Origin of the sequence: Caballeronia sordidicola (genome assembly GCF_002220365.1) — a bacterium.
GTDB lineage: Bacteria > Pseudomonadota > Gammaproteobacteria > Burkholderiales > Burkholderiaceae > Caballeronia > Caballeronia sordidicola_C.
Genome location: NZ_MTHB01000076.1, coordinates 20877 through 43881, shown reverse-complemented (window position 1 = coordinate 43881; position 23005 = coordinate 20877). Strand labels below are relative to the sequence as shown.

Here is a 23005-nt window from a genome sequence, read left to right as displayed (position 1 = left end):
ATGCTACATTCCGCGTCGATAAATTGAATCGCACTCGTGTGCGGAGGATCGTATGAGCAACATCCAGCTGGATATCGAATGGACCGAAGCAGCATCACGCAAGATTGAAAAGCTGATGCCGCGTAACGCCAAGGACAAGGACGCGTATCTCGCGCTGCCACCCGTGGAGTGCCTGCCCATGGAAGGCGACGTGCTGTTTCTCGGCCCGGACGGCAAACAACAGCCGTTTATCGTGGCCGAGCGCCAGTACCATCATGACGGCGACGCCGACTGGACCATCATCCTGATCCTCGACGTACCGCACGAGACTCATTAAGGGCTGGGCTGACGGCTTAGGGCTGGTCCCGGTCTGAGGCAGTGCCGCACGGACGCACTGGCGAGCGCGTGAGCTCCACTCACTGCTCAGAGCTTTGCCACCACGTTGATTTCACCGTGTTCGATCAGGTCCGGCAGTGTTTTGCCGAGCGCCTGGATGTGCGGTGTCTCATTGTGTTGCGCCAGCGCAGCCTCGCTTAGCCAGCGCTCGAAGAACACGAATCGGCGTGGCTCCTTGATGTCGCGATGCAGGTCATATTGCAGTGCCCCTGGTTCCTTGAGCGTCGGCGCCACGATGCCCTTCAGCGCTTCCTTGAGCTTGTCTTCGTTGCCCGGTTTGGCGACGAATGTTGCGACCACGGCGATTTCCGTCATGACTTGACTCCAGATTAAAGGATTAAGCATAACGTCGACGCTGCACGCTCGCTGAAACCGCTATTGAACGGACAAGAAAAAAGCCCGCGTTCCCTTTGGGGAGCGCGGGCAAAAGCCGTCGCCCTACGAGGATAGGCGACGGGGCCATCGAGATCCGCTTGGCCAGCGGACCGCAATTCGTTAAAGAAAATTGGTGACATAGTGCGGCGTGAAGCAGGACACCGCTTCGCGCAGGCACCACGCAGATTACATGCCACAGATGCAATGTAATCCCTATGCAGTTGATTCCTATAAGCTTTCCCGCACATAAAAAAGCAGAAACAACGCCCGAACCGAACAATGTAACTACTTGCTGTAACGTGACGCCAACATCATGAAAGCTAGCTTCCTGCCTTCAGAGGTCCTTCGCCCGAAGCGTAACGCGGCGAGCGCGTCACTCGCGCGCGTTACCGCGCATTTGATTGCAAAAGGCATTTTCAAATGCTTCAACTAAACACCGACGCATAAAAAAACCCGCCTGAACTTCAGGCGGGTTAGTCGCGGATTCGTCATTGCGCGCAGTCTTTTGCAGACATTCAGCTTACTGATGCAACGTGCTGCCTCAGTCTTCTGCCTCAGTCTCCTGAACCAGTCTGCAGAATGTCTGCGATGTGTTTAATGCAACTGGTCGTCGAGCAAGCCCATGATCTGGCGCGCTTGCGGCGAGGAATCAACTTCGCCCTTGCTGTCGATGATCGACACACGCGTCTGCGTCTCCGTCAGCGCCCGCACGTTGATCTCATAGTTCTTGGCCAGCTTCTCTTTCTTCCCGTGGAACACCTGGTTCCAGAAACCCTGCTCGGCCGACGTCATGTCCTTGGGGTCGACGTATCGGACGAAATAAATACCGCGGCCACGATCACGGTCGTCGACGGTGAAGTTTGTCCGATCGAGCGCCAGACCCACGCGCAGCCAGGCACGATCGTAGGGTTCCGGCAAGTTGATCTCGACCGAGCTTGCTTCAGGGACCACGTCTTCCTTGATCGGCGTCTGCGCCGCGAGAACGGCGTTCTGGGCCGCCCTCTGCGCTGACGTAGCAGACGTGGGTGAGCTCGCTGCCGCGGCCGCAGCCATGGCAGCGTCGGTCGCGCCCGTCTGGCCGCTAGCCTGACGCGCGTCGGCCAGTGCAAGGTTCGCCATCAGGCGCTTCAGGTATTCGCCTTCCAGGGCGGGATCGTTAGGCTTGGCCTGCCACTGGCTTTGATCGTTGTTGGTTCCCGTCAGCGCTTCGCGCATGCCCTTCTGGCTGATGAACACATATGTGCCGCCGTTCGGCGCTGCCTCGAGCCGGGTGCGGTACTTGTTGCGTTCGGCTGCAACGTACGAGTTGCCTGTTGCCATTGACAGCGTATTGCGAATCAGCCCGTCAGAGATCTGCGGATGGGTTTCGTTCCAGTCGGTTTCCATCACGCCCTTGTCACGCGCGTCCACGACAAGCAGAAAGCCCTGTTCCTGCCAGAAACGACGAATCTGCGGCCAGACCTGGTCTGGCGCTTTGGTGTCGATGACCAGCCAGCGCTCCGTACCGTCACGCTGAATGTGCATGCCCGACACGGGCGGGATGACCGTAGGCGCGCTCGGCGCGGCCTTCTGCACTTGCTGGAGGTCCGAGAGCGAAGCCTGCCCGCCCTGCGGCGGCAAAGAGCGCTGATCCCCCGTTTCGTCGAGCAGATTGGGCGGGACAGCGAGGGATGCTTGTTTTGACCGGGAATCGCTCTTGTAATTGATTGCATCGGGAGACGACGTACCGCATCCGGCAACAAGGCCCCCCACCATCAAGAGGGCTGCGACCTTCAAAGCCGGCTTGTTCACACGAAAATCTGTCATGTTTGGGAAATCCTTCCGCTACGCCACGGCGTTTTCCGTGGATCAACCAAGCATTTTACCGGTCCCACGCGCCGTCGTGCAAAAACAGTGCCCCCAAGGCTGAAACGTCCTGATGACGCGCGACGACTGGAATGCGCCCGGGCCTGCAATTCTCCACCCTGGAATTTGCACGGACATCGTGTGATCAAGGAGCCGGCGGAGACGTTTTTTGCACACGTTCGCCGCATCCGTTTCCGCCACGAGCCTTCCCTTCTTTCCTCGTCCGCCGAAAGCCAACTTCAATCTCGTAAATAGCCAACCCGATCGCCACGAAGACAATTTATGACATTCATTCTTGCTTTGTCCTAGCTTAATTTTCACAACCAACACATTGTTTAATAAGCACTTTTAACTAATTTTTGAGACGCGCCCAAAGACCCCACAAGACAATTCCTATTTCTATTTATTCAAGCATTCCTATCCTAAAATTAGTTCTCAAGAACAAGAACGGCCACGAGAACGGAGTAACACCATGCCTCACGTCAAGTTTCTCACCCCTCTTCGGGCAACCGCTGCCGCGCTGGTGATTGCGGCAAGCGGACCAACGCACGCACAACTTGGCACCACCGTCGCGATCGATGCATCTGGCACATCGAGTTCGTCCACCGTAGCCGACGCCACTGCTGCGGTATTGCATCAAGCCTCGAACAGCGCGGTGCGCTGGCAGGAATCGACCGACGCCAATCAGATTCGCGTGCGCCAGTACGTGTCTTCCTCGGGACAGGTCTATGCCGTCAGTTGGGACGGGCCCGCCATGCCCGATGTCGCAGCACTGCTCGGCACCTGGTTCGACCGGTATAGGCAAGAAGCGAGCGCGGCACTACCCAATGCGAGCGGGCTGCACTCATCACGGGTGAGCGGCAGTGATCTGATGGTGGAAACCGCAGTGCGCCTGCGCGACTTCAACGGCCGTGCTTGGCTCCCCAGCGCGTTGCCGGCCGGCGTCACGGCCGCAGACATTGAATAGGGGTGACCATGCGAAACCAGACTTGCGTACTTATCGCGGCGATCGTTGCCGTTAGCGCCACAATGTCCGGCTGCGGTGGCGGCGGCAGTAATGATTCAACCAGCGCGGCCGCATCGGGGGCAAGTTCCCCGACTGCCGCCAGTGCTCCGCTGGCATCTAGCGGAGCGCCCGCTGCCGGCACGTCTGCCGCAGCACCCGCCCAACCCGCGGCAACTGCGAGCGCGCCCGCCAACACGGTCGCTCAGTCGAGCACGCCCAACGTGGTGCCCATCACCGTTGCACAAATCGCGACCGGTACTCGCAACATGCTGCAAGCCAGCGTGACGATCTGCGTTCCGGGAACAAGCACGTGCCAGACGATCGACAATATCCAGGTGGATACGGGGTCGCAGGGATTACGTATCCTTGCTTCCGCGCTCGCGCCAACTTTGGTGCTGCCCTCAGTGACGGCCAGCGCGGGTTCGACCGCGGCAAGCTGCACCGTATTCGGCTCGGGTTACACATGGGGTTCGGTGCGTACTGCCGACGTGCGTATGGCCGGCCTGGTGGCAGCGGCGACATCGATCCAGGTCATCTCGGACCCGGCTATTCCGGCCGTGCCCACGGACTGCAGTAACTCGGGCCTGCCGATGCTGACCGCCACGGCCCTGCGAAGCAACGGCATTCTCGGCGTAGGCCCGTTTCGCGCGGACTGCGGCAGCGGCTGCGCCGTGACCGCGTTGCCACGCTGGTACTACGGCTGCGCGTCGGGCGCGTGCGAAGCCGCTACGCTGCCGGTTGGACAGCAGGTGACCAATCCGATAAGCCGATTCGCCACCGACAACAATGGCGTTGTCATCGAGCTTCCGGCGGTCGCAGCTGCTGGTGCAGCGAGTGTCACCGGCACCATGACGTTCGGAATCGGCTCACAGTCGAACAATCTGCTTGGCAGCGCTCAGGTCCTCCCGAGTAACTCGATGACAGGGTTTGTTTCGACCACCTTTCAAGGGCAAACCTACGGCACGAGTTTCATCGACAGCGGATCGAACGGCCTGTTCTTCCCACTGAGTTCCGTGCCGAGGTGCGGCTTCTGGTTCTGTCCAACCACCGAGCAAAGTTTGGCTGCAACCGTTGCCGGCAACAATGGCACGACGAGCAACGTCACGTTCACGATAGGCAACGCGACGTCGCTATTCGCAAGCGGCAACTACGCGCTCAGCAATCTGGCGGGACCAGCAAGCAACTACTTCGACTGGGGCCTGCCCTTCTTCTTCGGAAGGCGCGTCTTTACCGCGATCGAAGCGAGTGCAACGCCCGCGGGCAATGGTCCTTACTATGCGTTCTAGGCCCTGAGCATCTGCCGTGGCGGCGCCTGTCGCAGAGCCGCTGCGGCGTCAGTCGAAGGCTTCGTCGCGTCAGGACGATCGCTACGCCGCGCGGTCATCCTCATCAAAGATTTTTTGTGCCAGATGGAACGCCGAATTTGCTGCCGGCACCCCACAATAAATAGCGGTCTGGAGAAGCACTTCCTTGATTTCCTCGCGCGTCACGCCATTGTTTTTCGCTGCCCGCAAATGCAGCGCGAGTTCTTCGCTGCGGTTGAGCGCGACCATCATCGAAATGGTCAGGAGGCTGCGGGTATGGCGCGGCAAACCGGGGCGGGTCCAGATGTCGCCCCATGCGTACCGCGTAATCAGGTTCTGGAATTCGGTCGTGAGATCCGTACGGTTTTCGAGCGAGCGCGTGACGTGCGCATCGCCAAGCACCTCACGGCGTACGCTCAAGCCCGCTTCGTAACGTTCGTCTTCGGTCATGTCAGGCTCCCAGGAAATCGAGCAACGTTTTCGTGTAGACGTCGGCTTGCTCAATATTCGACAAGTGCGCGGCATCGAGTTCGACATAACGCGAGCCCGCAATGTATCCGGCCAGCTCGCGCCCTTGTGCGGCAGTCGTCGACTGGTCGTGCGTGCCCGAAATCACCAGCACCGGCGCCTTGATGGTTTTCGCTTCTTCACGTGAATCGGCGTCGCGGATCGCTTCGCAATTCGACGCATAACCTTCGCCCGAGGTGTGGCGGAACACGTCGCGAATACCCGACAGCAAAAGCGGCTGCGCCGCCATAAAGCCTGCCGTGAACCAACGCGGCAAGACTGCATCGGCCAGTGCAGGCATGCCACCTTCCTCGCGGGCCTTCGCCGCCCGGGGTGTCCATACTGCGTCCGAGCCGATCAGCGCCGCCGTATTCGACAGCACCACGCGCTCGAAGCGCTCCGGGTGGCGTGCAGCGAGCGCGATGCCGGTCAGCCCGCCCATTGAAAGGCCGCAATAGTGCGCGCGCTTGATACCGAGGGTGTCGAGCAAACCAATCACGTCGCCAACGAGCTGGTCCAGCGTGTACGGACCCTTGGGCGCGTCCGAACGGCCATGACCGCGCGTGTCGTAACGCAGCACGCGATAGTGCGCTGCGAGCGCTTCGACTTGCGCAGACCACATCGACACGTCAGCGCCGAGCGAATTCGACAGCACGAGCCAAGGTGCGTCGCTGCCGGCAGTGGCGTCGACGCGATAGAAGAGTTGAATACCGTTGACGGCGGCAAAAGGCATTACGGAAGACTCCTGGATGAATGTGAACGATGCAAAAGCAGCGCGGCATCGACAAATGCGTGCGCTTGACCCACGTAGTTCGCCGGATCGAGCAGGGCTTGCAGCTGGACAAGAGAGAGGTGTTGCGTGACATGTTCATCGTTGGCGAGCACGTCGTAAAGGGTCGCGCCGGTGGCCACGGCTTGCTTCGATGCATGTTCCACGAGCGTATGCGCGTCGAGCCTGCCAATTCTGTCACCGAGCGCGAGCATCACCGCTTCGCCGAGAATCAGTCCATGCGTGAGCTCCAGATTAGCTGCGAGCCGCCCGGCGTTCACTTCGATGTTCGACACGATCGCCGTGATCTGCGCGAGTGCGCCGCCCGTCAGGCGGGCAAGATCGGGCAGCGCTTCCCATTCTGCCTGCCAGCCGCCGAGCGCGCGTTCGTGCTCCTGAACCATTCCGCTGAACACGGTCGCGACCAGATTCGGCGCACGCATGGCGGCTGTTAAAACAGCAGCGCAGCCCACGGGATTGCGCTTGTGCGGCATTGTTGATGAACCGCCCTTGCCCGCCGCAGCCGGCTCGGCCAGTTCGCCGACTTCCGTTTGCATCTGCAGCGAGATATCGCGGGCGATTTTCCCAAGCGTACCAGTCAGGATGCCGAAACATGCCGCCGCTTCCGCTATGCGATCGCGTTGGGTATGCCACGGTAACGAAGGGTGTTGCAGGCCGAGGTCATCAGCAAGCGATTGGGCGACCAGCGGCGCCTTGTCCCTCAAGCTCGCTAACGTGCCCGCCGCGCCGCCGAATTGCAGCGCAAGCACGCGCGCACGGCACTGCGCAAGACGCTCGCGATGCCGCGTCAACGCATCGAGCCATTGGGCGAATTTAAGGCCGAGCGTGATCGGCAACGCCTGCTGAAGCCAGGTCCGGCCGATTGCCGGCGTTGTACGATATTTCTCCGCCTGAAGTGCGAGCGCCTGGCACGCGTCATTCAAACCGGCGCCCAACAAATCGAACGTGGTGCGCAGTTGCAAAACCGTGCCGGTATCGATAATGTCCTGGCTCGTCGCGCCCCAATGCACGTATTTGGCGGCGTCGGCGTCCTGGCTTTTGACTGCGGCGGTCAGTTGCTTCACCAGCGGAATCGCAAGATTGCCGCCGGATGCGGCACCGGCCATCAATGCGTCAGGATCAATCAGATCAGCGTTGCAAGCAGCCACGATCGCGTCGACCGAGCCCGAAGGAATCACGCCATGCAAAGCCGATGCCCGCGCGAGCGCCGCCTCGACGTCCAGCATCGACTGGACGGTCTGACGCGCGGACCACACAGCGTTCATCTCTCGTGTCCCGCAGATCAGGTCCGTCAGTCGTCCCGTCGCCGAAAATGTCGGCTCAGACATCACACACGCTCGATGGCGATCGCAATACCCTGACCCACGCCGATACACATCGTGCAAAGCGCAAAGCGTCCACCGGTCCGATGCAACTGATACGTTGCGCTCGTCACCAGGCGCGCGCCGCTCATGCCGAGCGGATGGCCGAGCGCGATTGCGCCGCCGTTCGGATTGACGCGGGGATCGTCGTCGGCAATACCGAGCATGCGCAGCACAGCCAATCCTTGCGATGCAAACGCCTCGTTCAGTTCGATCACATCGAATTGATCGATGGTCATGCCGAGGCGCGTCATCAGCTTTTGCGACGCCGGCGCCGGCCCGATCCCCATCACGCGCGGCGGCACGCCAGCGGTCGCAATGCCCAGGACGCGCGCACGCGGCACGAGGCCGAAACGCTTGGCGCTGTCTTCATCGGCGATGAGCAAAGCTGCCGCACCGTCGTTGACACCCGACGCATTGCCCGCCGTCACCGTGCCATCCGGACGCACCACGCCCTTCAATTTCGCGAGCGCTTCCATGCTCGTTTCACGCGGATGTTCGTCCTGCGAGATCAACACCGGATCGCCCTTTTTCTGTGCGATCGACACCGGCACGATCTCTTGCGCGAGCGTTCCGTCCTTCTGCGCGCGCGACGCTTTTTGCTGGCTGCGTACAGCAAACGCGTCCTGATCTTCGCGGCTCACCTTATAGTCGGTCGCAACGTTTTCGGCCGTCTCCGGCATCGAATCCACGCCATGAAGTTTCTTCATGAGCGGGTTGATGAAACGCCAGCCGATGGTCGTATCGAAGATCTCTGCCTGACGCGAGAACGCCGTGGTCGCCTTGCCCTGCACGAACGGCGCACGGCTCATGCTTTCCACGCCGCCCGCGATCATCAGCGCCGCTTCGCCCGACTTGATCGCCCGCGCGGCCACGCCGATTGCGTCCATGCCCGATCCGCACAAGCGGTTGATCGTCGAGCCGGGCACGCCGTCGGGCAAACCGGCCAGCAGCGCCGACATGCGCGCGACATTGCGGTTGTCTTCGCCCGCCTGGTTCGCGCAACCGAAAATCAGGTCGTCGACGGCGTTCCAGTCCACGTCCTTATTGCGCTCCATCAACGCGCGCAGCGGCACGGCGCCGAGGTCGTCGGCACGAACTGAGGACAGCGCGCCGCCGTAGCGGCCGACCGGCGTGCGAATCGCGTCGCAAATGAAAGCTTCTTTCATGCCCATCTCCTTGTCTACTCCTTGATTACGCGTCGAGCGCGGTAGCCGCTTCGAGCAGTTCAAACGTCAGCGGCACCTGCGCCAGTTTCTGCAATTCGTCGAACGACAGGCCTTCGATAATTTCCCGCACCACGAACCCATTCGGCGTCACATCGAACACACCGTGATCCGTGTACACGCGATTCACGCAATTCACACCCGTCACCGGATAGGAACATTCGGGCACCAGCTTGCTCTCGCCTTGCTTCGTCAGCAGTTCCATCATCACGTAGACCTTCTTCGCGCCGATCGCCAGATCCATCGCGCCGCCGACAGCAGGAATGGCATCCGGCGCGCCGGTATGCCAGTTCGCGAGATCGCCCTTGGCCGACACCTGGAACGCGCCCAGCACGCAGATGTCGAGGTGGCCGCCGCGCATCATCGCGAACGAATCGGCGTGGTGGAAATACGCGCCGCCGGTGAGCAGCGTCACGTGTTGTTTGCCGGCGTTGATCAGTTCGTCATCTTCCGCGCCCTTCTCCGGCGCCGGGCCCATGCCGAGCAGACCGTTTTCGCTATGCAGGAAGATTTCGCGATCCGCCGCGAGATGGTTGGCGACGAGCGTCGGCACACCGATGCCCAGGTTCACGTACGCGCCTTCCTGAATGTCACGGGCGACGCGTTGCGCCATTTCGTCACGAGTCAGTTTTTTCATGTCGATGTCCTTGCTTGATGCATTCGTTGTAGCGGCTGGGCAAGAAGCTAGCCTTGGAAGCTAGCCTTGGAACCTAGCCTTGGAACCTAGCCCTCGAAATCGCCGCATGCGCTGCTTGCACAAAAGCGGCCCCATTCAAGCCGCTTTCGCCGCTGCCAGCTCTGCCGCGTGCACCGCTTGCGGCACCTCGATCACGCGCTGAACGAAGATGCCCGGCGTCACGATGTCTTCCGGGTCCAGGCCGCCGAGCGGCACAACTTGCGAGACCTGCACGATGGCTGTCTTCGCTGCCATCGCCATGATTGGGCCGAAGTTGCGGGCCGTCTTGCGATACACCAGGTTGCCCCACCGATCGCCCTTGAACGCCTTGATCAACGCGAAATCGGCGTGCAGTGGGGCTTCGAGCACGTAATGCCGGCCATCGATAAAACGCGTCTCCTTGCCTTCCGCCAGCTTCGTGCCGTATGCCGTGGGCGTAAAAAATCCGCCGATACCCGCACCCGCCGCGCGAATGCGCTCAGCAAGGTTGCCTTGCGGCACGAGTTCGAGTTCGAGTTCGCCCGCGCGATACAAGCCGTCGAACACTTGCGAATCGCTCTGCCGCGGAAACGAACAGATGATCTTGCGCACGCGTTTCGCTTTCAACAGCGCCGCGAGGCCAGTCTCGCCGTTGCCCGCGTTGTTGTTCACGATCGTCAGTTCGCGCGCGCCCTGCTCGATCAGCGCATCGATCAGTTCTGACGGCATCCCCGCCGTGCCGAAACCGCCGATCATCACGGTCGCGCCGTCCTGAACATCCTTCACCGCCGAACTCAGCGAGTCGAAAATCTTGTTGATCATGCCGTCTCTTCCTTTCACGAGTGCCGAATGCATCGAAGCCGCATTGCAACTGAATCTAAGCGCGCCGGATGACTTGATTTTGACCGGCGTCGCTTGCATTTTTAAGTTCGCTGTGCGAACATCGATTCGTTTAGCGAACAAACGTATGGTATTCCCGCATTCGTTGCGCTGTCAATGAACCTCGGGTTTGTACCGATCTGCCCGCGATTTGCTCGACTCACAGGACCAAAACAGCGATGACCACGTCCCCTGCCGAAGCCGATCACCCTGATCCGGAGACACCCTCGCGGCCCGGCGATGCTTATGTGCAATCGTTCGCGCGGGGTTTATCGGTGATTCGCTCGTTCGATGCTACGCGTCCGGCGCAAACCTTGTCGGAGGTCGCCGCCGCGTCGGGGCTGACCCGCGCCGGCGCGCGCCGCATTCTGCTCACCCTTCAGGCGCTCGGTTACGTCGACGCCGACGGCCGCCATTTCACGCTGACCGCGAAAATCCTCGACCTTGGTTTTGCCTACCTGACATCAATGCCATTCTGGAATTTAGCCGAGCCAGTAATGGAGGAACTGGTGGGCCAAGTGCACGAGAGCTGTTCGGCCGCGGTGTTGAACGGCACGGAAATCGTATATGTGCTGCGCGTGCCCACGCATAAGATCATCACGATCAACCTGTCTATCGGCAGCCGCTTGCCCGCGTTTTGCACATCGCTCGGGCGCGTGCTGCTCGCCTCACTCGACGAAGACAAACTCGACGCCGTGCTGGACGCCAGTCCGCTGGAAGCCCGCACGCCGCGCACGCTTACCGATAAAACCGCGCTGAAAGCCGCGCTGGCCGTGGTGCGCAAGCAAGGCTGGTCGATCGTCGACCAGGAACTGGAAGAAGGCCTGATTTCGATGTCCGCACCCATCCGCGACCGTCAGGGACGCGTGATCGCGGCGCTGAATATCAGCGGCAACGCGCAGCGCAAGAACGCGAAGCAGATGGTGAAGGCATTTCTCGACCCGCTGCTGGAAGCGGCCCAGCGTGTCTCTGAGATGGTCGCGAGACGAGGCTAGGCGGAGGCCGAGCGAACTATGTCGATGAAACCATGGCGATGAAACCGGGAGACCTCGCGCTACACGACCTCGATCTGAACCTGATCCCGTATCTGGTCGCGATCGAGGAGACGCGCAACGTGAGCCGCGCCGCCGAACGGCTTGGCGTGAGCCAGCCGCGTGTCAGCACGGCGCTTGGCCGATTGCGCGAGTATTTCAACGATCCTTTGTTCGTGCGGACATCGCGCGGCATGGAGCCGACGCCGCGTGCCCTTGCGCTTGTGCCCGTGGCTCGTGAGGCGCTGAACCGGATCGAGCGCGGGTTGCTCGACACCCAGCACTTCGACCCGGCGGTGACCACCGATACCTTCGCCATCGCGCTTTCAGATGTCGGTGAAATCGTGTTCTTGCCACGCCTGTTGCAGACCCTCGCGAGCGTCGCGCCACGGGCAAATCTGCGCTCTGTCTCGCTGAAACACGATCAGGTCGAGCGTGCCCTGGAAAGCGGTGACATCGATCTGGCCATCGGCTATTTTCCCGATCTCGCCGGCAACAATTTCTTCCAGCAGCGCCTCTTTTCGCATCGCTTCATCTGCCTGATGCGGCGAGATCACCCTTACTCGCGCGGCCCGCTGACGCTCGCGCAATATGTGGAATGCGGCCACGCGGTCGTGCGGGCCGAGGGACGCAGCCAGGAAGTGCTGGAAAACTTCCTTGACAAGAAACGTATCCGCCGCCGCGCCGTGCTCGAGACGCCGCACTTCATGTCCTTGCCGTTCATTCTGTCGCGCACCGACCTGATTGCGACGGTACCGCACGCCATCGGCTATGCGTACGTGGCTGAACATGCGTCCATCACGCTGGCCGAACCTCCGCTGCCCTTGCCGAACTTCGATCTGAAGCAGCATTGGCATCGCAAGTTTCACAACGATCCGCGCACCATGTGGCTGCGCGGCGTGGTCGCGTCGCTTTTCAACGATGAACTCGACGAGTGGCCCAAGCTTCCCGAACAACCTCGGCGCGACGGCAAACGCCGCTAAACTAAGCGCTTTGTTTCCTGCCAGGAAAGTGTCATGGATGCCGTGTCATGGATGCATTAACCAGTTTGCGAGTATTCCGCGATGTTGTCGAAGCCGGCAGCTTTGTCAAAGCTGCCGAGCGGCTGGATATTTCCACGGCAATGACCAGCAAGCACGTCGCCAATCTCGAGCGGCAACTGGGTGTTCGCTTGCTGAACAGGACCACGCGTCATCTGAGCCTGACGGAAGCCGGGAGTGTTTATTACGAGCAGTGCCGGGAAGCGCTGGATATTTTGCAAGCCGCAGAAGCCGCGGTCGGGTCGCAAACCGATCAGCCGCGAGGCGTGCTGAAGATCACGGCGCCGGGCTGGTTCGCGACCGCTAAGTTCGCCGATATCCTGGTTGCGTATCGGGCGCGTTATCCGGACGTACTGATCGATCTGCGGCTGGAAAACCGCTTCGTCGATCTGGTGGAAGAGGGTTATGACATGGCGTTGCGGGCAACCTCCGAACCGTCGCCTACGATGATCGTGCGACCGCTTTGCAAAGTGCCGTTCGTGCTCGTGGGTTCGCCGGACTATCTAAAGCGGCGGGGTTATCCGCAGCACCCCAGCGAGCTGGGCGAACGTCATGAGATCGTGCTGCCGACTTATACCAGTGTGGAGACGGTCGAGTTCTCCGGGCCGGATGGCGTGTTCGCGGTGAAAAACAGCGCCGTGCTCAAGACCAACGACAGCTCCATGATGCTGCAACTTGTGCGCGCTGGAATTGGCCTCGCCTACTTCCCCGAATGGATCGTGGCGCAAGAACTGGCCTCGGGCGCACTGACGCGCCTTTTCCCCGAGTACACGACGTTCGCACCGCGCGTGTACGCCGTCTACACAAGCCGCAAATACATGACGACCAAGGTGCGTACCTTCATCGATTTCATCTCGGCAGCACTCGCCGCCGATGATTCCGTCGATGGCTCCATGCCCCGTCCGATCGCGCCTGCTCGCTCGCGCGGATCCTCGCCCGTGCCTGGAAAACTAGGATAAATCGTATTCAAATCAAGTTACCGCTCGTGTGAAGATCGCGCCACTTGGCTCGTTCGATTCTCTGGAACCGACGACCGATGGCTTTTTTTTCCACTACCAAGACTACCGAGCGGGCGTGTGATGAATTTCCCCTGGTTTGCGTTGATCCTCAATTCCGTGCTGTTGGGGGCGTTTGTGTTTGTCTGCAACACGCTGAACACCGCGCGCCGTACGTCAATGTTGAACGGCGCGCTCATTTTCATTGGCTTCTGCTGCCTGGCGATGCTGCTGGATTTCACGCTGACGTTCGTTTTTGCCTCGGCCACCACGTCCGATCGTGAGCGATACATCGATCTATCATCGTTGTCCGCTTGTGGCGAACGCGCAGTGGCTTATGCAATTCCTTGCGCTGTTGCGGCTGTGATCGCTTTGAGATTTCGCTCAAGAAGTCGCAGTTCGGTCGAGCCATCAGTGACCATCCAGACGTCCGAGTACACACAGTCGGAACTGCGGTATTGAGTGCGGGCAGGGCATGCTGAGCCGAATCGCGGCGCTGCATTCCGGCATACGGCACAGTGGCGGAATGAACGCCATTTGCTCGATGGAAGAGTGAAACTGACGGGCTTTTGCTTCGAAGATGAGTCTGCAGGTTATAAAATTTAAGAGTCTCTGATATACTTTTCCTTCTTTCGGGGCGTAGCGCAGCCTGGTAGCGTACCTGCATGGGGTGCAGGGGGTCGCAAGTTCAAATCTTGTCGCCCCGACCAAGACAGCAGTAGGAAAATCAAGGACTTAGCTCTCACGGGCTAAGTCCTTTTTTCTTTGCTGCGTGCACTCCTCCACTCTGACGGAATGTGTATGAAGCAATTGGGTCATAGGCGCGCGGGACAGTCGGCAGACAGCACCGGTCGCGGTTATCAGGTCGCGGATATCAGGTCGCGGTCAAAGCGTCGATTCGAAAATCTTGCGAGAGGTCACCGGTCGGTGCTACGGCGCCGATCAAATCGCGCAGAGCGGTTAGCCGCGCTCTATCCTGAACCCGAAGTCCCGGACGCGCTAAAAAACTCTCTATATGAGTGGACCAATAGGTGCTGCGAATCAAGCGTGGACGTCGAACGAGTTCTTTTAGCGTCTTTTCCACCATGTCGATTTCTGCGCTTACCGACTTCATTGCGGTCTCCGGTCTAATAGGTAGCGCCCTGTATGACGACAAGAAATCGAAAAACTTTAGCCAAAGTGCGGCGCGAATCGCCATCGCACTTAAACCAGTCGACAGTTCGCCGCGGCGGTGTGAGGACATGATGATCTGGCTAGCCGATGCGGTGCTCGTGGTGCACGCGCTGATCGCTCTCTTCATCGTTGGCGGACTCGCGGCGATCTGGGTTGGCTCTGGCCTCGGTTGGGAATGGGTACACAGTTGGCTATTCCGACTGGCTCACCTGTTTGCGATCGGTTTAGTGTCGACCCTGTCGCTGTTGGGGTTGGCTTGCCCCCTGACTGTGCTGGAAGATTGGCTGCGTATTGGGTCGGTCGGGGGTCGGTCGGGGGTCGGTCGGCTCGGTTGAGGCGCAAGGTTTCATCCAGCGTTGGGTGAGCCGTCTGCTCTATTACGATGTGTCGACCTGGGTTTTCACTCTCGCATATCTGGTGTTTGCTCTGATGGCGCTACTGACTTGGCGCCTGGCGCCACCCCGACGACGCGAGTAACTCAAAGGCGCTTTGCCGCGCGATCCACAACGCTCCAGCCCTCCCGCCGACGATCGCGGCTGCCACGATGCGGCGCACAGCAGCCGTGCTGCAGGCGGACGCAACGCGTCGACCTGCCCGATTGCAGAGCAGACATTGATCGATGGAAGAAGCACGAAGAGAAGCGCTACGAGAAGCACCACGCGCGCCTACCGTCAAATCAGGCCCACGCCTGGATGTGGTTGACGACACCCTCGATAGCATCCAGACCCAGGCATCCTGTTCCGCCTGCCGTCCTTCGGCTTCGGCCGCTTCCCAACCTGCCATCAGGATTGCTCTTTATCCGTCATGCGTATTCGACGGCACACCGCGACGGCACACCGCGACAGCACACCGCGACGACGCACCGCTGAACATCCATCCGGCACCCTGATGCACTGTAATTCGGAACGACGATCAAAGCGCAAACAACTTCCCGCGATGAGGCTCGCGGTCTTCCACGCCTGCTAGCCGCAACGCGTGCCAGGCCATCGCGAAGTTGCTGGATATCACCGGCTTGCCGATCCTCTCTTCAAGCTCTGGAATCAGCTCGGCGATGCGCAAGCTCGTGCACGACACAAAAACAGCGTCCACGTCAGGATACTGTGCAAGGCGCTCGACGGCGGCTAGCAAGGAGGCCGCGTCTATGCGCGCCACTTCATTGTCGTTCGCATGTTCGAACGACACCATGCGCGTAATACCGACGCCGCGTGCCTCGATGTAGTCGCGCATATAGTCGTTGATCGAGCGCACATAGGGCGTCAACAGCCCGGCACGCTGAACACCTAGTGCGCTTAACGCGGCAAGCGCAGCGGTAATCGGCGTGGTGCACGCGACGCCCGGACGCGCTTCGTGGATGCACGCAAATACGTGGTCCTCGCCGATCACCATCGATGCCGACGTGCAGCCAAACGCCACGACATCGATCCGCTCCCCAGGACGTATCAGTGCGACCGCCGGCGCGATGCGCTCCTCCATTTCCGCCAGCCGTTCGGGCGTGATGTCGGGCGAGTTGAGCACGCGGCTTTCGTAGAACGCCACGCCGTCCTGCGTTAGCAGTCGGCGCCACTCGTGTTCGATCGTATGATCGGTAGCGAGCACCACGAGGCCAATGGCGGCCCGCCGACAGATGCCGTCGTCCAGCGCGAAATCGACCCTTACATACGGGTCGTCCTGCAATGGAATCGTGCTCATTTCGGTGTCATCCCTGTCATGTCGAGTTCAGGCTGGCGACCGGCCATGATGTCCACCAGCAGCTTCGCAGTGCCACACGACATCGTCCATCCCATGTGTCCGTGGCCGGTGTTCAAATACAAATTCCTGTGACGCGTGCGGCCAATCAACGGCGTCCCCTCGGGCGTCATCGGACGAAGACCTGCCCAGTACGACGGACTGTCATAGTCGGCACCATTCGGGAACAAGTCGCGTGCGGCCTGCAACATCTGCCTGAAGTCAGCGGGCGTGTGGCGAGTGTCATAACCAGCGAACTCGGCAGTCGCGGTAAAGCGCAGCCGTTGGCCAAAACGCGCCCATGCCACGAGATTGTTTTCATCGACACCGCCGAGCGTCGGCGGACGATGATTCGGCCCAATAGGAAACGTGGCGGAATAACCCTTTACCGGGTACACCGGTAGCCGATAGCCCAATGAACGCGCCACGATGGGCGACCACGAGCCGAGCGCGAGGACGAACTCGTCGCCGTGCACGAGTCCCGCCGGAGTACGCACTCCGGTCACCTGGTCGCCGGACGCCTCGATCGCGCTGATCGGAGCGTTAAATTCGAAACGGACGCCAAGGGATTCGCACACCGCCTTCAGGGCGCGGGTGAACAAGTGCGCATCGCCGCTTTCGTCAGTCGGGCAATAAATCGCGCCGGTGATCTTGTCACGCGCAGGCCCAAGCGCCGGCTCCCGCGCGACCACCTGCGCCGCATCGAGCGTTTCGAGCGGCAAACCGTTGTCCGCGAGGATCGACATGGTTTGCGTGCCTCGCGCGAACGCAGCTTCGTCGCGATAGAGATACAACAGGCCGCGGCTGATGCCGTCGTATTCCAGGTGTTCGGCCGCGGTGAGCTGCTGCAATTGACTCTGTGCGTAGCGGCAAAGCCTGACCTTGCGCGTGGTGTTCTGACGCGAGCGCTGCGCCGTGCAGTTTTGCAGGAACTGGAAGCACCAGATCCACATGCGAGGGTCTGCGTTGAGCTTGAGTCGCAGCGCCTGCCCGTCGACGAAGAGTGATTTCATCAGGATTTTCGGCGCGCGCGGAGACGCCCACGTATACGAATGTCCTGGTGCAACCAGACCGGCGTTGGCAAAGCTGGTCTCAAGCGCGACGCCTGGCTGACGATCGATCACCGTCACCTCGCGGCCCTCCTTCGCGAGGTAATAGGCGGCCGTGACGCCTGCGATTCCTCCCCCGAGCACAACGCTTTTCATGCGTAACTCCTCTGCCTATCTTTCAAACATACGATGTTCGCGACACTTTTGCATGGCCGTTTATACGCAGATACCCTATACGGCCCAAATGTGCGGCTAGACCTATCATGAAAGGAGTGCTTTCATGATAACGCGGCGATAAACACCGTAGTCAGGCGACTAATCCGGCCGGCTCTGACGTGGATGCGAACGTAAGTCTTCATTTGTTTTCTGACGCCACCGGCCAACCCGTGTGGCGGATCACCCGATCCCTTTCACAATAAGGAGTCACTAACATGATTGCTCAGAACAATGACACGTCCGGCGCTGATCGCGTCCTGCGGAAAACGACACTAGCGGCACTCTCCGCGCTGGCCGTGCTCGCCGGCATGGCCCCCAGTTTGGTGCAGGGCCAGGGCGACACGATCAAGATCGGCGTGCCTGTGCCGCTGTCGGGCAGCAGTGCCAACGCCGGAACTGACATCGTCAATGGCGCCAAGCTTGCAGCCGCCAAAATAAATTCAGCTGGCGGCGTTCTCGGCAAGCAGATCGAAATAGTGCCCGAGGACGATGCCTGCGATGCGCAAACAGCGGTGCAGGCAGCACAGAAACTGGTCGATGCAGGGGTTGTCGCGGTGGCCGGCGGTTATTGCTCCAGCGCGGCGCTACCGGAACTGACGACATTTCATCGCGCCGGGATCCCCTACGTACTGGACGCATCGACCAATCCCAAACTCACCGAAATGGGCTACGACAACGTGTTCCGCACGATCGGCCGTGACGACGAGCAGGGTCCGTTTGCAGCCAGTTTCATCAAGAACTCACTACATGCAAAGCGGGCAGCCGTGATCAACGACAACACGACCTATTCCAAAGGCCTGGCGGACAACACCGTGGAAGCGCTGAAAAAAGACGGTGTCGATGTCGTCTATGACGACGCGATCACGCCCGCTCAGATGGACTACTCGCCAACGCTGACCCGTGTCGCCGCACTCAAGCCGGACGTGATCTACTACACCGGCTATTTCTCCGAAGCGGGCTTGATAGTGAAGGAAGCGCGCCAACTCGGTCTGAAGATGACCTTGATGGGCGGGGACGCCACCAATGACCCCACGCTGATGAAAACAGCCGGCCCGGCGGCCAACGACATGATCATCACCACGGCGCCGCTGGCGCAGTTCCTGAGCGCCGCGCATGGCTATGTCGACGACTATATGAAGGCTTACGGGCAAGGCCCGGGCCCGTATTCAGTCTACGAATACGATGCCGTCGGGATCACGGCGAAAGCGATTGCGGACGCAAAATCGGCGACGCCCGCCGCGATCACGGCTGCCCTGCACAAGATCTCGAACTACGCGGGCGCGACCGGGACGATCGGCTTCAACCCGAAGGGTGACCGCAGCGTGGCGGTGTACATCACCATCATCGTTCGAGATGGCAATTTCGCGCCGTACCAGAGGCAGGACGCAAGCGGACACTGGATGACGATGAAGTAGCCGCGCGCCGCCCACCGCGCTTAAGCCATGATTAGGCCATGAGCACCTTCTTCCAGTTCGTGATCGAAGGGCTGACGATCGGCTCGTTCTATGCCCTCGTCGCCCTCGGCTACACGATGGTCTACGGGATTATCCGGCTGATCAACTTCGCTCACGGCGACTTGTTCATGGTCGGTGCGTTCATCGGCTGGACCGGTTTGACGGCGCTTGCTGCAGCGCACGTGCCGCTCGCTTTGGCGCTGATGATTACCCTCGTGGCTTCGATGGCGGTCACAGGGGCACTTGGCCTCGCGATCGAGCGAGTTGCGTACCAGCCACTGTTGCGCGCACCGCGCCTGTCGATTCTGATCACGGCACTCGGCGTCTCCCTGGCGCTTGAAAACGGCGTACTGCTGCTCTACGGCGCCGGTTTCAACACTTACCCCCACGTGCTCAGCCACGCAGGATTCGATGTCGACGGCGTGCAGATCACGTTCGCACAGATCGGCATTATCGTGGCCAGCTTCGCGTTGATGATCGCGTTGTATTTCTTCGTTTACCGTACGTTCGTCGGCACCGCGATGCGCGCGCTGGCGATCGACCAGGACGCGGCGCGTCTGATGGGCATCGATGTCGAGCGGCTGATCCAGCTGACCTTCTTCCTGGGCTCGGCGCTGGCTGCCGTCGCAGGCGTCATGGAAGGGCTTTACTACACGCAGATCAATTTCTTCATGGGTTTCGTGCTTGGGCTGCGCGCCTTCACCGCTGCGGTTCTCGGCGGCATCGGCAACATTCCGGGTGCGATGGCCGGCGGCATCCTGATCGGCCTGCTAGAGGCCTTCGGCGCCGGCTATGTCTCGTCACGGTGGACCGATGTGTTCGTGTTCGGCGTACTGATCGCCGTGCTCGTGATCAAACCGACCGGATTGTTCGGCGAACGCGTCGTCGAGAGAATGTAGCCATGAGCGCACTGCAGGCGTCATCGCGTTGGTCACGCCCTGCCGGCCTCGCGCTGCTTGCCGCTGCTGTGGCGCTGCCGGCCGTCGCCAGCAACTATATCGTCGATGTCGGCCTGACCATCGCGACCTATTCAATCCTGGGTCTCGGGCTGAACATCGTAGTAGGTTATGCAGGGCTGCTGGATCTGGGTTATGCAGCATTCTTTGCCATCGGCGCCTACACAACGGCGTTGCTGGAAACGCTGCTCCACTTCTCGTTCTGGGAAACGCTGCCTTTTAGCCTGGCGTTTGCCGGTGCCTCGGGCATTGTCATCGGCTACCCGACCCTGCGCCTGCGAAGCGACTATCTGGCGATCGTGACGCTAGGGTTCGGTGAGATCACGCGCATCGTTGCCACCAACCTGCGTATCACCGGCGGCCCGAACGGCATCTACGGCATCGATAGCCCAAGCCTGTTCGGTTACGAGATCAGCTCGCCGCGTGCGGTCTACGAACTGGGCATTGCGTTCTTCGTGCTCGTGCTCGTGTTCGCGATCCGGCTTGGCCAGTCGCGCCTCGGCCGCGCCTGGACCAGCATCCGTGAGGACGAGGACGCGGCCGAAGCCGTTGGCGTGCCGACACTGCGCGTCAAGCTGCTCGCCTACGTCATGGGCGCATTGATCGGCGGCTTCGGCGGTAGCTTGTTCGCCGCGCGCTTCGGGACCATCGACCCGACCGGCTTCACCTATCTGCAGTCCGTCACGATCCTGATCGTTGTCGTGCTCGGCGGCCGGGGCAGCATTCCTGGCGTGATCCTGGGTGCGGTCATCGTTGCCGGCCTGCCCGAAATGCTGCGTTTCCTCAACCTTTGGCGCATCTTCGCCTTTGCGATCGGCCTCGTGATCCTGATGCTGCTCCGGCCTCAAGGGCTGTGGCCGGCACCGCTGCGCCGCGTGGCGCTCCCGCACAAGGAGGCCGGCGGCGCGACAACACCGTTGCCCCGGGAGACTGTCACCGATGAAATCCTGCTCGATGTCAGCAACATGCAACGCCGCTTCGGCGGCGTACAGGCAGTCGGTGGTGTCAGTTTCACCGTGCGAAGTGGTGAAATTGTCAGCCTGATCGGCCCGAATGGCGCCGGCAAGACAACGGTGTTCAACTGCCTCACCGGCGTGATCCGCACGACCGGCGGTCAGGTTCTCTGGCGGGGCGCCTCACTGGTCGGCGGAGCGCCGCATCGCATTGTCCATCGCGGCATCGCGCGCACCTTCCAGGGCATCCGCCTGTTTGCCAACATGACGGCCATCGAGAATGTGCTGATCGGCATGGATCATCGGCTTCGGACGTGGCTCTGGGCCGAGCTGCTCGCGTGGCCCTCCGCGCGTACCGAGGCAGCGGATCATGCGGCAGAAGGCATGAGCTGGCTGGGCTTCGTCGGCCTGGGCGCACGTGCAGGCGTTCGCGCGGCCGACCTGCCCTATGGCGATCAACGCCGGCTGGAGATTGCCCGTGCCCTCGCCAGCAACCCGCGCCTGCTGCTGTTGGACGAGCCGGCGGCGGGGATGAACCCGACCGAGAAGCACGCGCTGATGGAGCTGATCCGGCGTATCCGGGATCTCGGCGTAACGGTGCTGCTGATCGAACACGACATGATGCTGGTGATGGGCGTGTCGGATCGGATTATCGTCATGGACCATGGCGTCATCATTGCCGAGGGACTGCCGTCCGAGATCCAGGCCAACCCGCGTGTGATCGACGCCTATCTCGGTACGGACGGAAAAGATGAGGCCGCCGACGATGCTGCCGGGGAGGCATCGCTATGGGACTCCTAGAAATCCGCGATCTGCATGTGAGCTATGGGAACGTAGAGGTTTTGCATGGCATATCCCTCGACGTGGGAGAAGGCGAGATCGTTGCATTGCTCGGCAGCAACGGGGCTGGAAAAACCACCACGCTACGGGCCGTTTCCGGCCTGATTCGCCCACGAGCGGGAGAGATCGTGATGGCCGGGCAGCCGCTGAATGCACTGCGGGCTCATCAGATCGTGGCGCTGGGGCTCGGTCACGTACCGGAAGGCCGACGCATGTTCGGCGCGCTGACGGTCGAGGAAAATCTGCAACTCGGCGGCTATCTGATCCGGCGCGACGCCGCCGTGATGGCGCAGCGGATGGACCGCGTCTATCAGACTTTTCCGCGGCTTGGTGAACGACGCAGTCAGTTGGCGGGGACGCTCAGCGGTGGCGAACAGCAGATGCTCGCGATTGCACGCGCCCTGATGCTGCGGCCGCGCATAATCGTACTGGACGAACCGTCCATGGGACTGGCGCCGAAACTGGTTCGCGTGATTTTCCGCATGATTGCCGACATCTGCAACGAAGGCACATCGATCCTCCTCGTCGAACAGAATGCACGTCAGGCGCTGCGCATCGCTCATCGGGCCTACGTGCTGGAAAGCGGCCGCATCGCGCTCGCCGGCGCAGCCCGGGATCTGGCGCAGGACAGCCGGGTCCGCGCCGCGTATCTCGGCGGCAGCGCAGCAACGACAAAGTGATCCGTGAATGGGCCGGAAGTCCACGATTCAAGGAGGGCGAGCCATGGGGAACAGATATGAACGCTCACGCATGTCGCGTTCGTTCACGTACAAAGGTGTCCAATACCATCCAGGAACACTGGTGGTTCTCGCCGTGCAATTGCTCTGCCTGAGTGCGTTCGCGTTTTCACCGGCCAGTGTCGATCACAACAAGTGGCTGTCTGCGGCAATCGCGTTCAGCCTGCTCTTTGGGCTGATCCTGTCGCTGGGTTTTTTTGGAACGTGGAATCAGTTCAGAGACGATATCGGCCTGTGGACGTTCCTCAACACGAACCCGGTCGAATCTGCCGTTGCGATCGCTACGGTGGGCGAAGTGCTCGCGATTTTGTTGATACCGCTAGGCTAAGGAGATGGACGCGATCGATTGTTCGCTTCATACAGATTGAACGGTGTGCCACCTGATCAATCCGCGTCTTTATACATAGTTATCCAAATCAATCAGCATGATTTTCACTCGCGAGGACATGGCAAACTTACCATCCGACTCCAGCATTCGTCGGCGCTCCTTGCGTACTTAGCGACTTTTCATCT

Annotated in this window: 22 protein-coding genes, 1 tRNA gene and 1 pseudogene; 14 read left to right on the top strand and 10 right to left on the bottom strand. The window is 60.7% G+C overall.

Annotated features, from left to right (window positions below; genetic code table 11):
* Positions 1–52 precede the first annotated feature (52 nt).
* Positions 53–316 carry a hypothetical protein gene (locus tag BSU04_RS12690; RefSeq protein ID WP_031358965.1) on the top strand — a complete coding sequence of 88 codons (264 nt, stop codon included), beginning with the start codon at positions 53–55 and terminating at the stop codon, positions 314–316.
* 86 nt (positions 317–402) lie between these two features.
* Here the strand turns inward: BSU04_RS12690 and BSU04_RS12685 are convergent, their stop codons facing one another.
* The gene (locus BSU04_RS12685) at positions 403–690 is read right to left on the bottom strand and encodes a putative quinol monooxygenase (protein ID WP_089160924.1); all 288 of its coding nucleotides are present in this window, start codon (positions 688–690) and stop codon (positions 403–405) included.
* Between the two features lie 654 nt (positions 691–1344).
* On the bottom strand, positions 1345–2556 hold the full coding sequence (bamC, locus tag BSU04_RS12680; RefSeq protein ID WP_089160923.1) for an outer membrane protein assembly factor BamC: 1212 nt from the start codon (positions 2554–2556) through the stop codon (positions 1345–1347).
* A 511-nt stretch (positions 2557–3067) separates the two neighbouring features.
* Here bamC and BSU04_RS12675 point away from each other — a divergent pair.
* Both BSU04_RS12675 and BSU04_RS12670 read left to right on the top strand, forming a co-directional pair.
* Positions 3068–3562: a DUF2844 domain-containing protein gene (locus tag BSU04_RS12675; RefSeq protein WP_089160922.1), complete on the top strand. Its 495-nt coding sequence runs from the start codon at positions 3068–3070 to the stop codon at positions 3560–3562.
* An 8-nt stretch (positions 3563–3570) separates the two neighbouring features.
* Entirely contained in the window at positions 3571–4887 is a 1317-nt protein-coding gene (locus BSU04_RS12670; protein WP_089160978.1) for a DUF3443 domain-containing protein, read from the top strand.
* Between the two features lie 81 nt (positions 4888–4968).
* Here BSU04_RS12670 and pcaC read toward each other — a convergent pair whose 3' ends face one another.
* From pcaC to BSU04_RS12640, 6 genes are all read right to left on the bottom strand, one after another.
* Positions 4969–5355, bottom strand: coding sequence for a 4-carboxymuconolactone decarboxylase (gene pcaC, locus BSU04_RS12665; RefSeq protein WP_089160921.1), 387 nt, complete (start codon positions 5353–5355; stop codon positions 4969–4971).
* A gap of 1 nt (position 5356) precedes the next feature.
* Entirely contained in the window at positions 5357–6145 is a 789-nt protein-coding gene (pcaD, locus tag BSU04_RS12660; RefSeq protein ID WP_089160920.1) for a 3-oxoadipate enol-lactonase, read from the bottom strand.
* Complete coding sequence (locus BSU04_RS12655; RefSeq protein ID WP_089160919.1) at positions 6145–7530, bottom strand: 3-carboxy-cis,cis-muconate cycloisomerase; 1386 nt, start codon at positions 7528–7530, stop codon at positions 6145–6147. Before BSU04_RS12655 ends, pcaD begins: the two co-directional genes overlap by 1 nt.
* Positions 7530–8732, bottom strand: a complete 1203-nt coding sequence (gene pcaF / locus BSU04_RS12650; protein WP_089160977.1) for a 3-oxoadipyl-CoA thiolase — start codon at positions 8730–8732, stop codon at positions 7530–7532. The genes BSU04_RS12655 and pcaF overlap by 1 nt, the downstream gene beginning before the upstream one ends.
* A 25-nt stretch (positions 8733–8757) precedes the next feature.
* Positions 8758–9426 (bottom strand): 3-oxoacid CoA-transferase subunit B, encoded by a 669-nt coding sequence (locus tag BSU04_RS12645; RefSeq protein WP_089160918.1) that lies wholly within the window; start codon positions 9424–9426, stop codon positions 8758–8760.
* A gap of 135 nt (positions 9427–9561) precedes the next feature.
* Positions 9562–10266, bottom strand: a complete 705-nt coding sequence (locus tag BSU04_RS12640) for a 3-oxoacid CoA-transferase subunit A (protein WP_089160917.1) — start codon at positions 10264–10266, stop codon at positions 9562–9564.
* A 236-nt stretch (positions 10267–10502) separates the two neighbouring features.
* Between BSU04_RS12640 and BSU04_RS12630 the strand changes: the two genes are divergently transcribed.
* From BSU04_RS12630 to BSU04_RS48515, 6 genes and pseudogenes are all read left to right on the top strand, one after another.
* Positions 10503–11318 carry an IclR family transcriptional regulator gene (locus BSU04_RS12630; protein ID WP_089160915.1) on the top strand — a complete coding sequence of 272 codons (816 nt, stop codon included), beginning with the start codon at positions 10503–10505 and terminating at the stop codon, positions 11316–11318.
* Positions 11319–11356: 38 nt separating this feature from the next.
* Positions 11357–12337: a LysR family transcriptional regulator gene (locus BSU04_RS12625; RefSeq protein ID WP_089160976.1), complete on the top strand. Its 981-nt coding sequence runs from the start codon at positions 11357–11359 to the stop codon at positions 12335–12337.
* Between the two features lie 47 nt (positions 12338–12384).
* Positions 12385–13353 carry a LysR family transcriptional regulator gene (locus BSU04_RS12620; RefSeq protein WP_089160914.1) on the top strand — a complete coding sequence of 323 codons (969 nt, stop codon included), beginning with the start codon at positions 12385–12387 and terminating at the stop codon, positions 13351–13353.
* A gap of 120 nt (positions 13354–13473) precedes the next feature.
* The gene (locus BSU04_RS12615) at positions 13474–13851 is read left to right on the top strand and encodes a hypothetical protein (protein WP_089160913.1); all 378 of its coding nucleotides are present in this window, start codon (positions 13474–13476) and stop codon (positions 13849–13851) included.
* A 171-nt stretch (positions 13852–14022) separates the two neighbouring features.
* A tRNA-Pro gene (locus BSU04_RS12610) sits at positions 14023–14099 on the top strand.
* Positions 14100–14633: 534 nt separating this feature from the next.
* Positions 14634–15039: pseudogene (locus tag BSU04_RS48515) on the top strand (DUF2784 domain-containing protein).
* Between the two features lie 435 nt (positions 15040–15474).
* Here the strand turns inward: BSU04_RS48515 and BSU04_RS12600 are convergent.
* Together BSU04_RS12600 and BSU04_RS12595 are read right to left on the bottom strand one after the other, a co-directional pair.
* Complete coding sequence (locus tag BSU04_RS12600) at positions 15475–16251, bottom strand: maleate cis-trans isomerase family protein (protein ID WP_089160912.1); 777 nt, start codon at positions 16249–16251, stop codon at positions 15475–15477.
* Entirely contained in the window at positions 16248–17492 is a 1245-nt protein-coding gene (locus BSU04_RS12595; RefSeq protein WP_089160911.1) for a D-amino acid dehydrogenase, read from the bottom strand. The genes BSU04_RS12600 and BSU04_RS12595 overlap by 4 nt, the downstream gene beginning before the upstream one ends.
* Positions 17493–17767: 275 nt before the next feature.
* Between BSU04_RS12595 and BSU04_RS12590 the strand changes: the two genes are divergently transcribed.
* Genes BSU04_RS12590 through BSU04_RS12570 form a run of 5 tightly spaced genes read left to right on the top strand, consistent with a single transcriptional unit; the run spans position 17768 to position 22820 of the window.
* Positions 17768–18967: a branched-chain amino acid ABC transporter substrate-binding protein gene (locus tag BSU04_RS12590; protein WP_089160910.1), complete on the top strand. Its 1200-nt coding sequence runs from the start codon at positions 17768–17770 to the stop codon at positions 18965–18967.
* 38 nt (positions 18968–19005) lie between these two features.
* Positions 19006–19905 carry a branched-chain amino acid ABC transporter permease gene (locus tag BSU04_RS12585; protein WP_089160909.1) on the top strand — a complete coding sequence of 300 codons (900 nt, stop codon included), beginning with the start codon at positions 19006–19008 and terminating at the stop codon, positions 19903–19905.
* Positions 19906–19907: 2 nt separating this feature from the next.
* Positions 19908–21716, top strand: coding sequence for a branched-chain amino acid ABC transporter ATP-binding protein/permease (locus BSU04_RS12580; protein WP_089160908.1), 1809 nt, complete (start codon positions 19908–19910; stop codon positions 21714–21716).
* Positions 21704–22435: an ABC transporter ATP-binding protein gene (locus BSU04_RS12575; RefSeq protein ID WP_089160907.1), complete on the top strand. Its 732-nt coding sequence runs from the start codon at positions 21704–21706 to the stop codon at positions 22433–22435. Before BSU04_RS12580 ends, BSU04_RS12575 begins: the two co-directional genes overlap by 13 nt.
* Before the next feature lie 43 nt (positions 22436–22478).
* Complete coding sequence (locus tag BSU04_RS12570; protein WP_256982595.1) at positions 22479–22820, top strand: hypothetical protein; 342 nt, start codon at positions 22479–22481, stop codon at positions 22818–22820.
* Positions 22821–23005: the final 185 nt, after the last annotated feature.

Coding starts and splice junctions, on each gene's coding strand:
- BSU04_RS12690 (WP_031358965.1), top strand. CDS start 53: ATGAGCAACATCCAGCTGGATATCGAATGGACCGAAGCAGCATCACGC.
- BSU04_RS12685 (WP_089160924.1), bottom strand. CDS start 690: ATGACGGAAATCGCCGTGGTCGCAACATTCGTCGCCAAACCGGGCAAC.
- bamC (WP_089160923.1), bottom strand. CDS start 2,556: ATGACAGATTTTCGTGTGAACAAGCCGGCTTTGAAGGTCGCAGCCCTC.
- BSU04_RS12675 (WP_089160922.1), top strand. CDS start 3,068: ATGCCTCACGTCAAGTTTCTCACCCCTCTTCGGGCAACCGCTGCCGCG.
- BSU04_RS12670 (WP_089160978.1), top strand. CDS start 3,571: ATGCGAAACCAGACTTGCGTACTTATCGCGGCGATCGTTGCCGTTAGC.
- pcaC (WP_089160921.1), bottom strand. CDS start 5,355: ATGACCGAAGACGAACGTTACGAAGCGGGCTTGAGCGTACGCCGTGAG.
- pcaD (WP_089160920.1), bottom strand. CDS start 6,145: ATGCCTTTTGCCGCCGTCAACGGTATTCAACTCTTCTATCGCGTCGAC.
- BSU04_RS12655 (WP_089160919.1), bottom strand. CDS start 7,530: ATGTCTGAGCCGACATTTTCGGCGACGGGACGACTGACGGACCTGATC.
- pcaF (WP_089160977.1), bottom strand. CDS start 8,732: ATGAAAGAAGCTTTCATTTGCGACGCGATTCGCACGCCGGTCGGCCGC.
- BSU04_RS12645 (WP_089160918.1), bottom strand. CDS start 9,426: ATGAAAAAACTGACTCGTGACGAAATGGCGCAACGCGTCGCCCGTGAC.
- BSU04_RS12640 (WP_089160917.1), bottom strand. CDS start 10,266: ATGATCAACAAGATTTTCGACTCGCTGAGTTCGGCGGTGAAGGATGTT.
- BSU04_RS12630 (WP_089160915.1), top strand. CDS start 10,503: ATGACCACGTCCCCTGCCGAAGCCGATCACCCTGATCCGGAGACACCC.
- BSU04_RS12625 (WP_089160976.1), top strand. CDS start 11,357: ATGAAACCGGGAGACCTCGCGCTACACGACCTCGATCTGAACCTGATC.
- BSU04_RS12620 (WP_089160914.1), top strand. CDS start 12,385: ATGGATGCATTAACCAGTTTGCGAGTATTCCGCGATGTTGTCGAAGCC.
- BSU04_RS12615 (WP_089160913.1), top strand. CDS start 13,474: ATGAATTTCCCCTGGTTTGCGTTGATCCTCAATTCCGTGCTGTTGGGG.
- BSU04_RS12600 (WP_089160912.1), bottom strand. CDS start 16,251: ATGAGCACGATTCCATTGCAGGACGACCCGTATGTAAGGGTCGATTTC.
- BSU04_RS12595 (WP_089160911.1), bottom strand. CDS start 17,492: ATGAAAAGCGTTGTGCTCGGGGGAGGAATCGCAGGCGTCACGGCCGCC.
- BSU04_RS12590 (WP_089160910.1), top strand. CDS start 17,768: ATGATTGCTCAGAACAATGACACGTCCGGCGCTGATCGCGTCCTGCGG.
- BSU04_RS12585 (WP_089160909.1), top strand. CDS start 19,006: ATGAGCACCTTCTTCCAGTTCGTGATCGAAGGGCTGACGATCGGCTCG.
- BSU04_RS12580 (WP_089160908.1), top strand. CDS start 19,908: ATGAGCGCACTGCAGGCGTCATCGCGTTGGTCACGCCCTGCCGGCCTC.
- BSU04_RS12575 (WP_089160907.1), top strand. CDS start 21,704: ATGGGACTCCTAGAAATCCGCGATCTGCATGTGAGCTATGGGAACGTA.
- BSU04_RS12570 (WP_256982595.1), top strand. CDS start 22,479: ATGGGGAACAGATATGAACGCTCACGCATGTCGCGTTCGTTCACGTAC.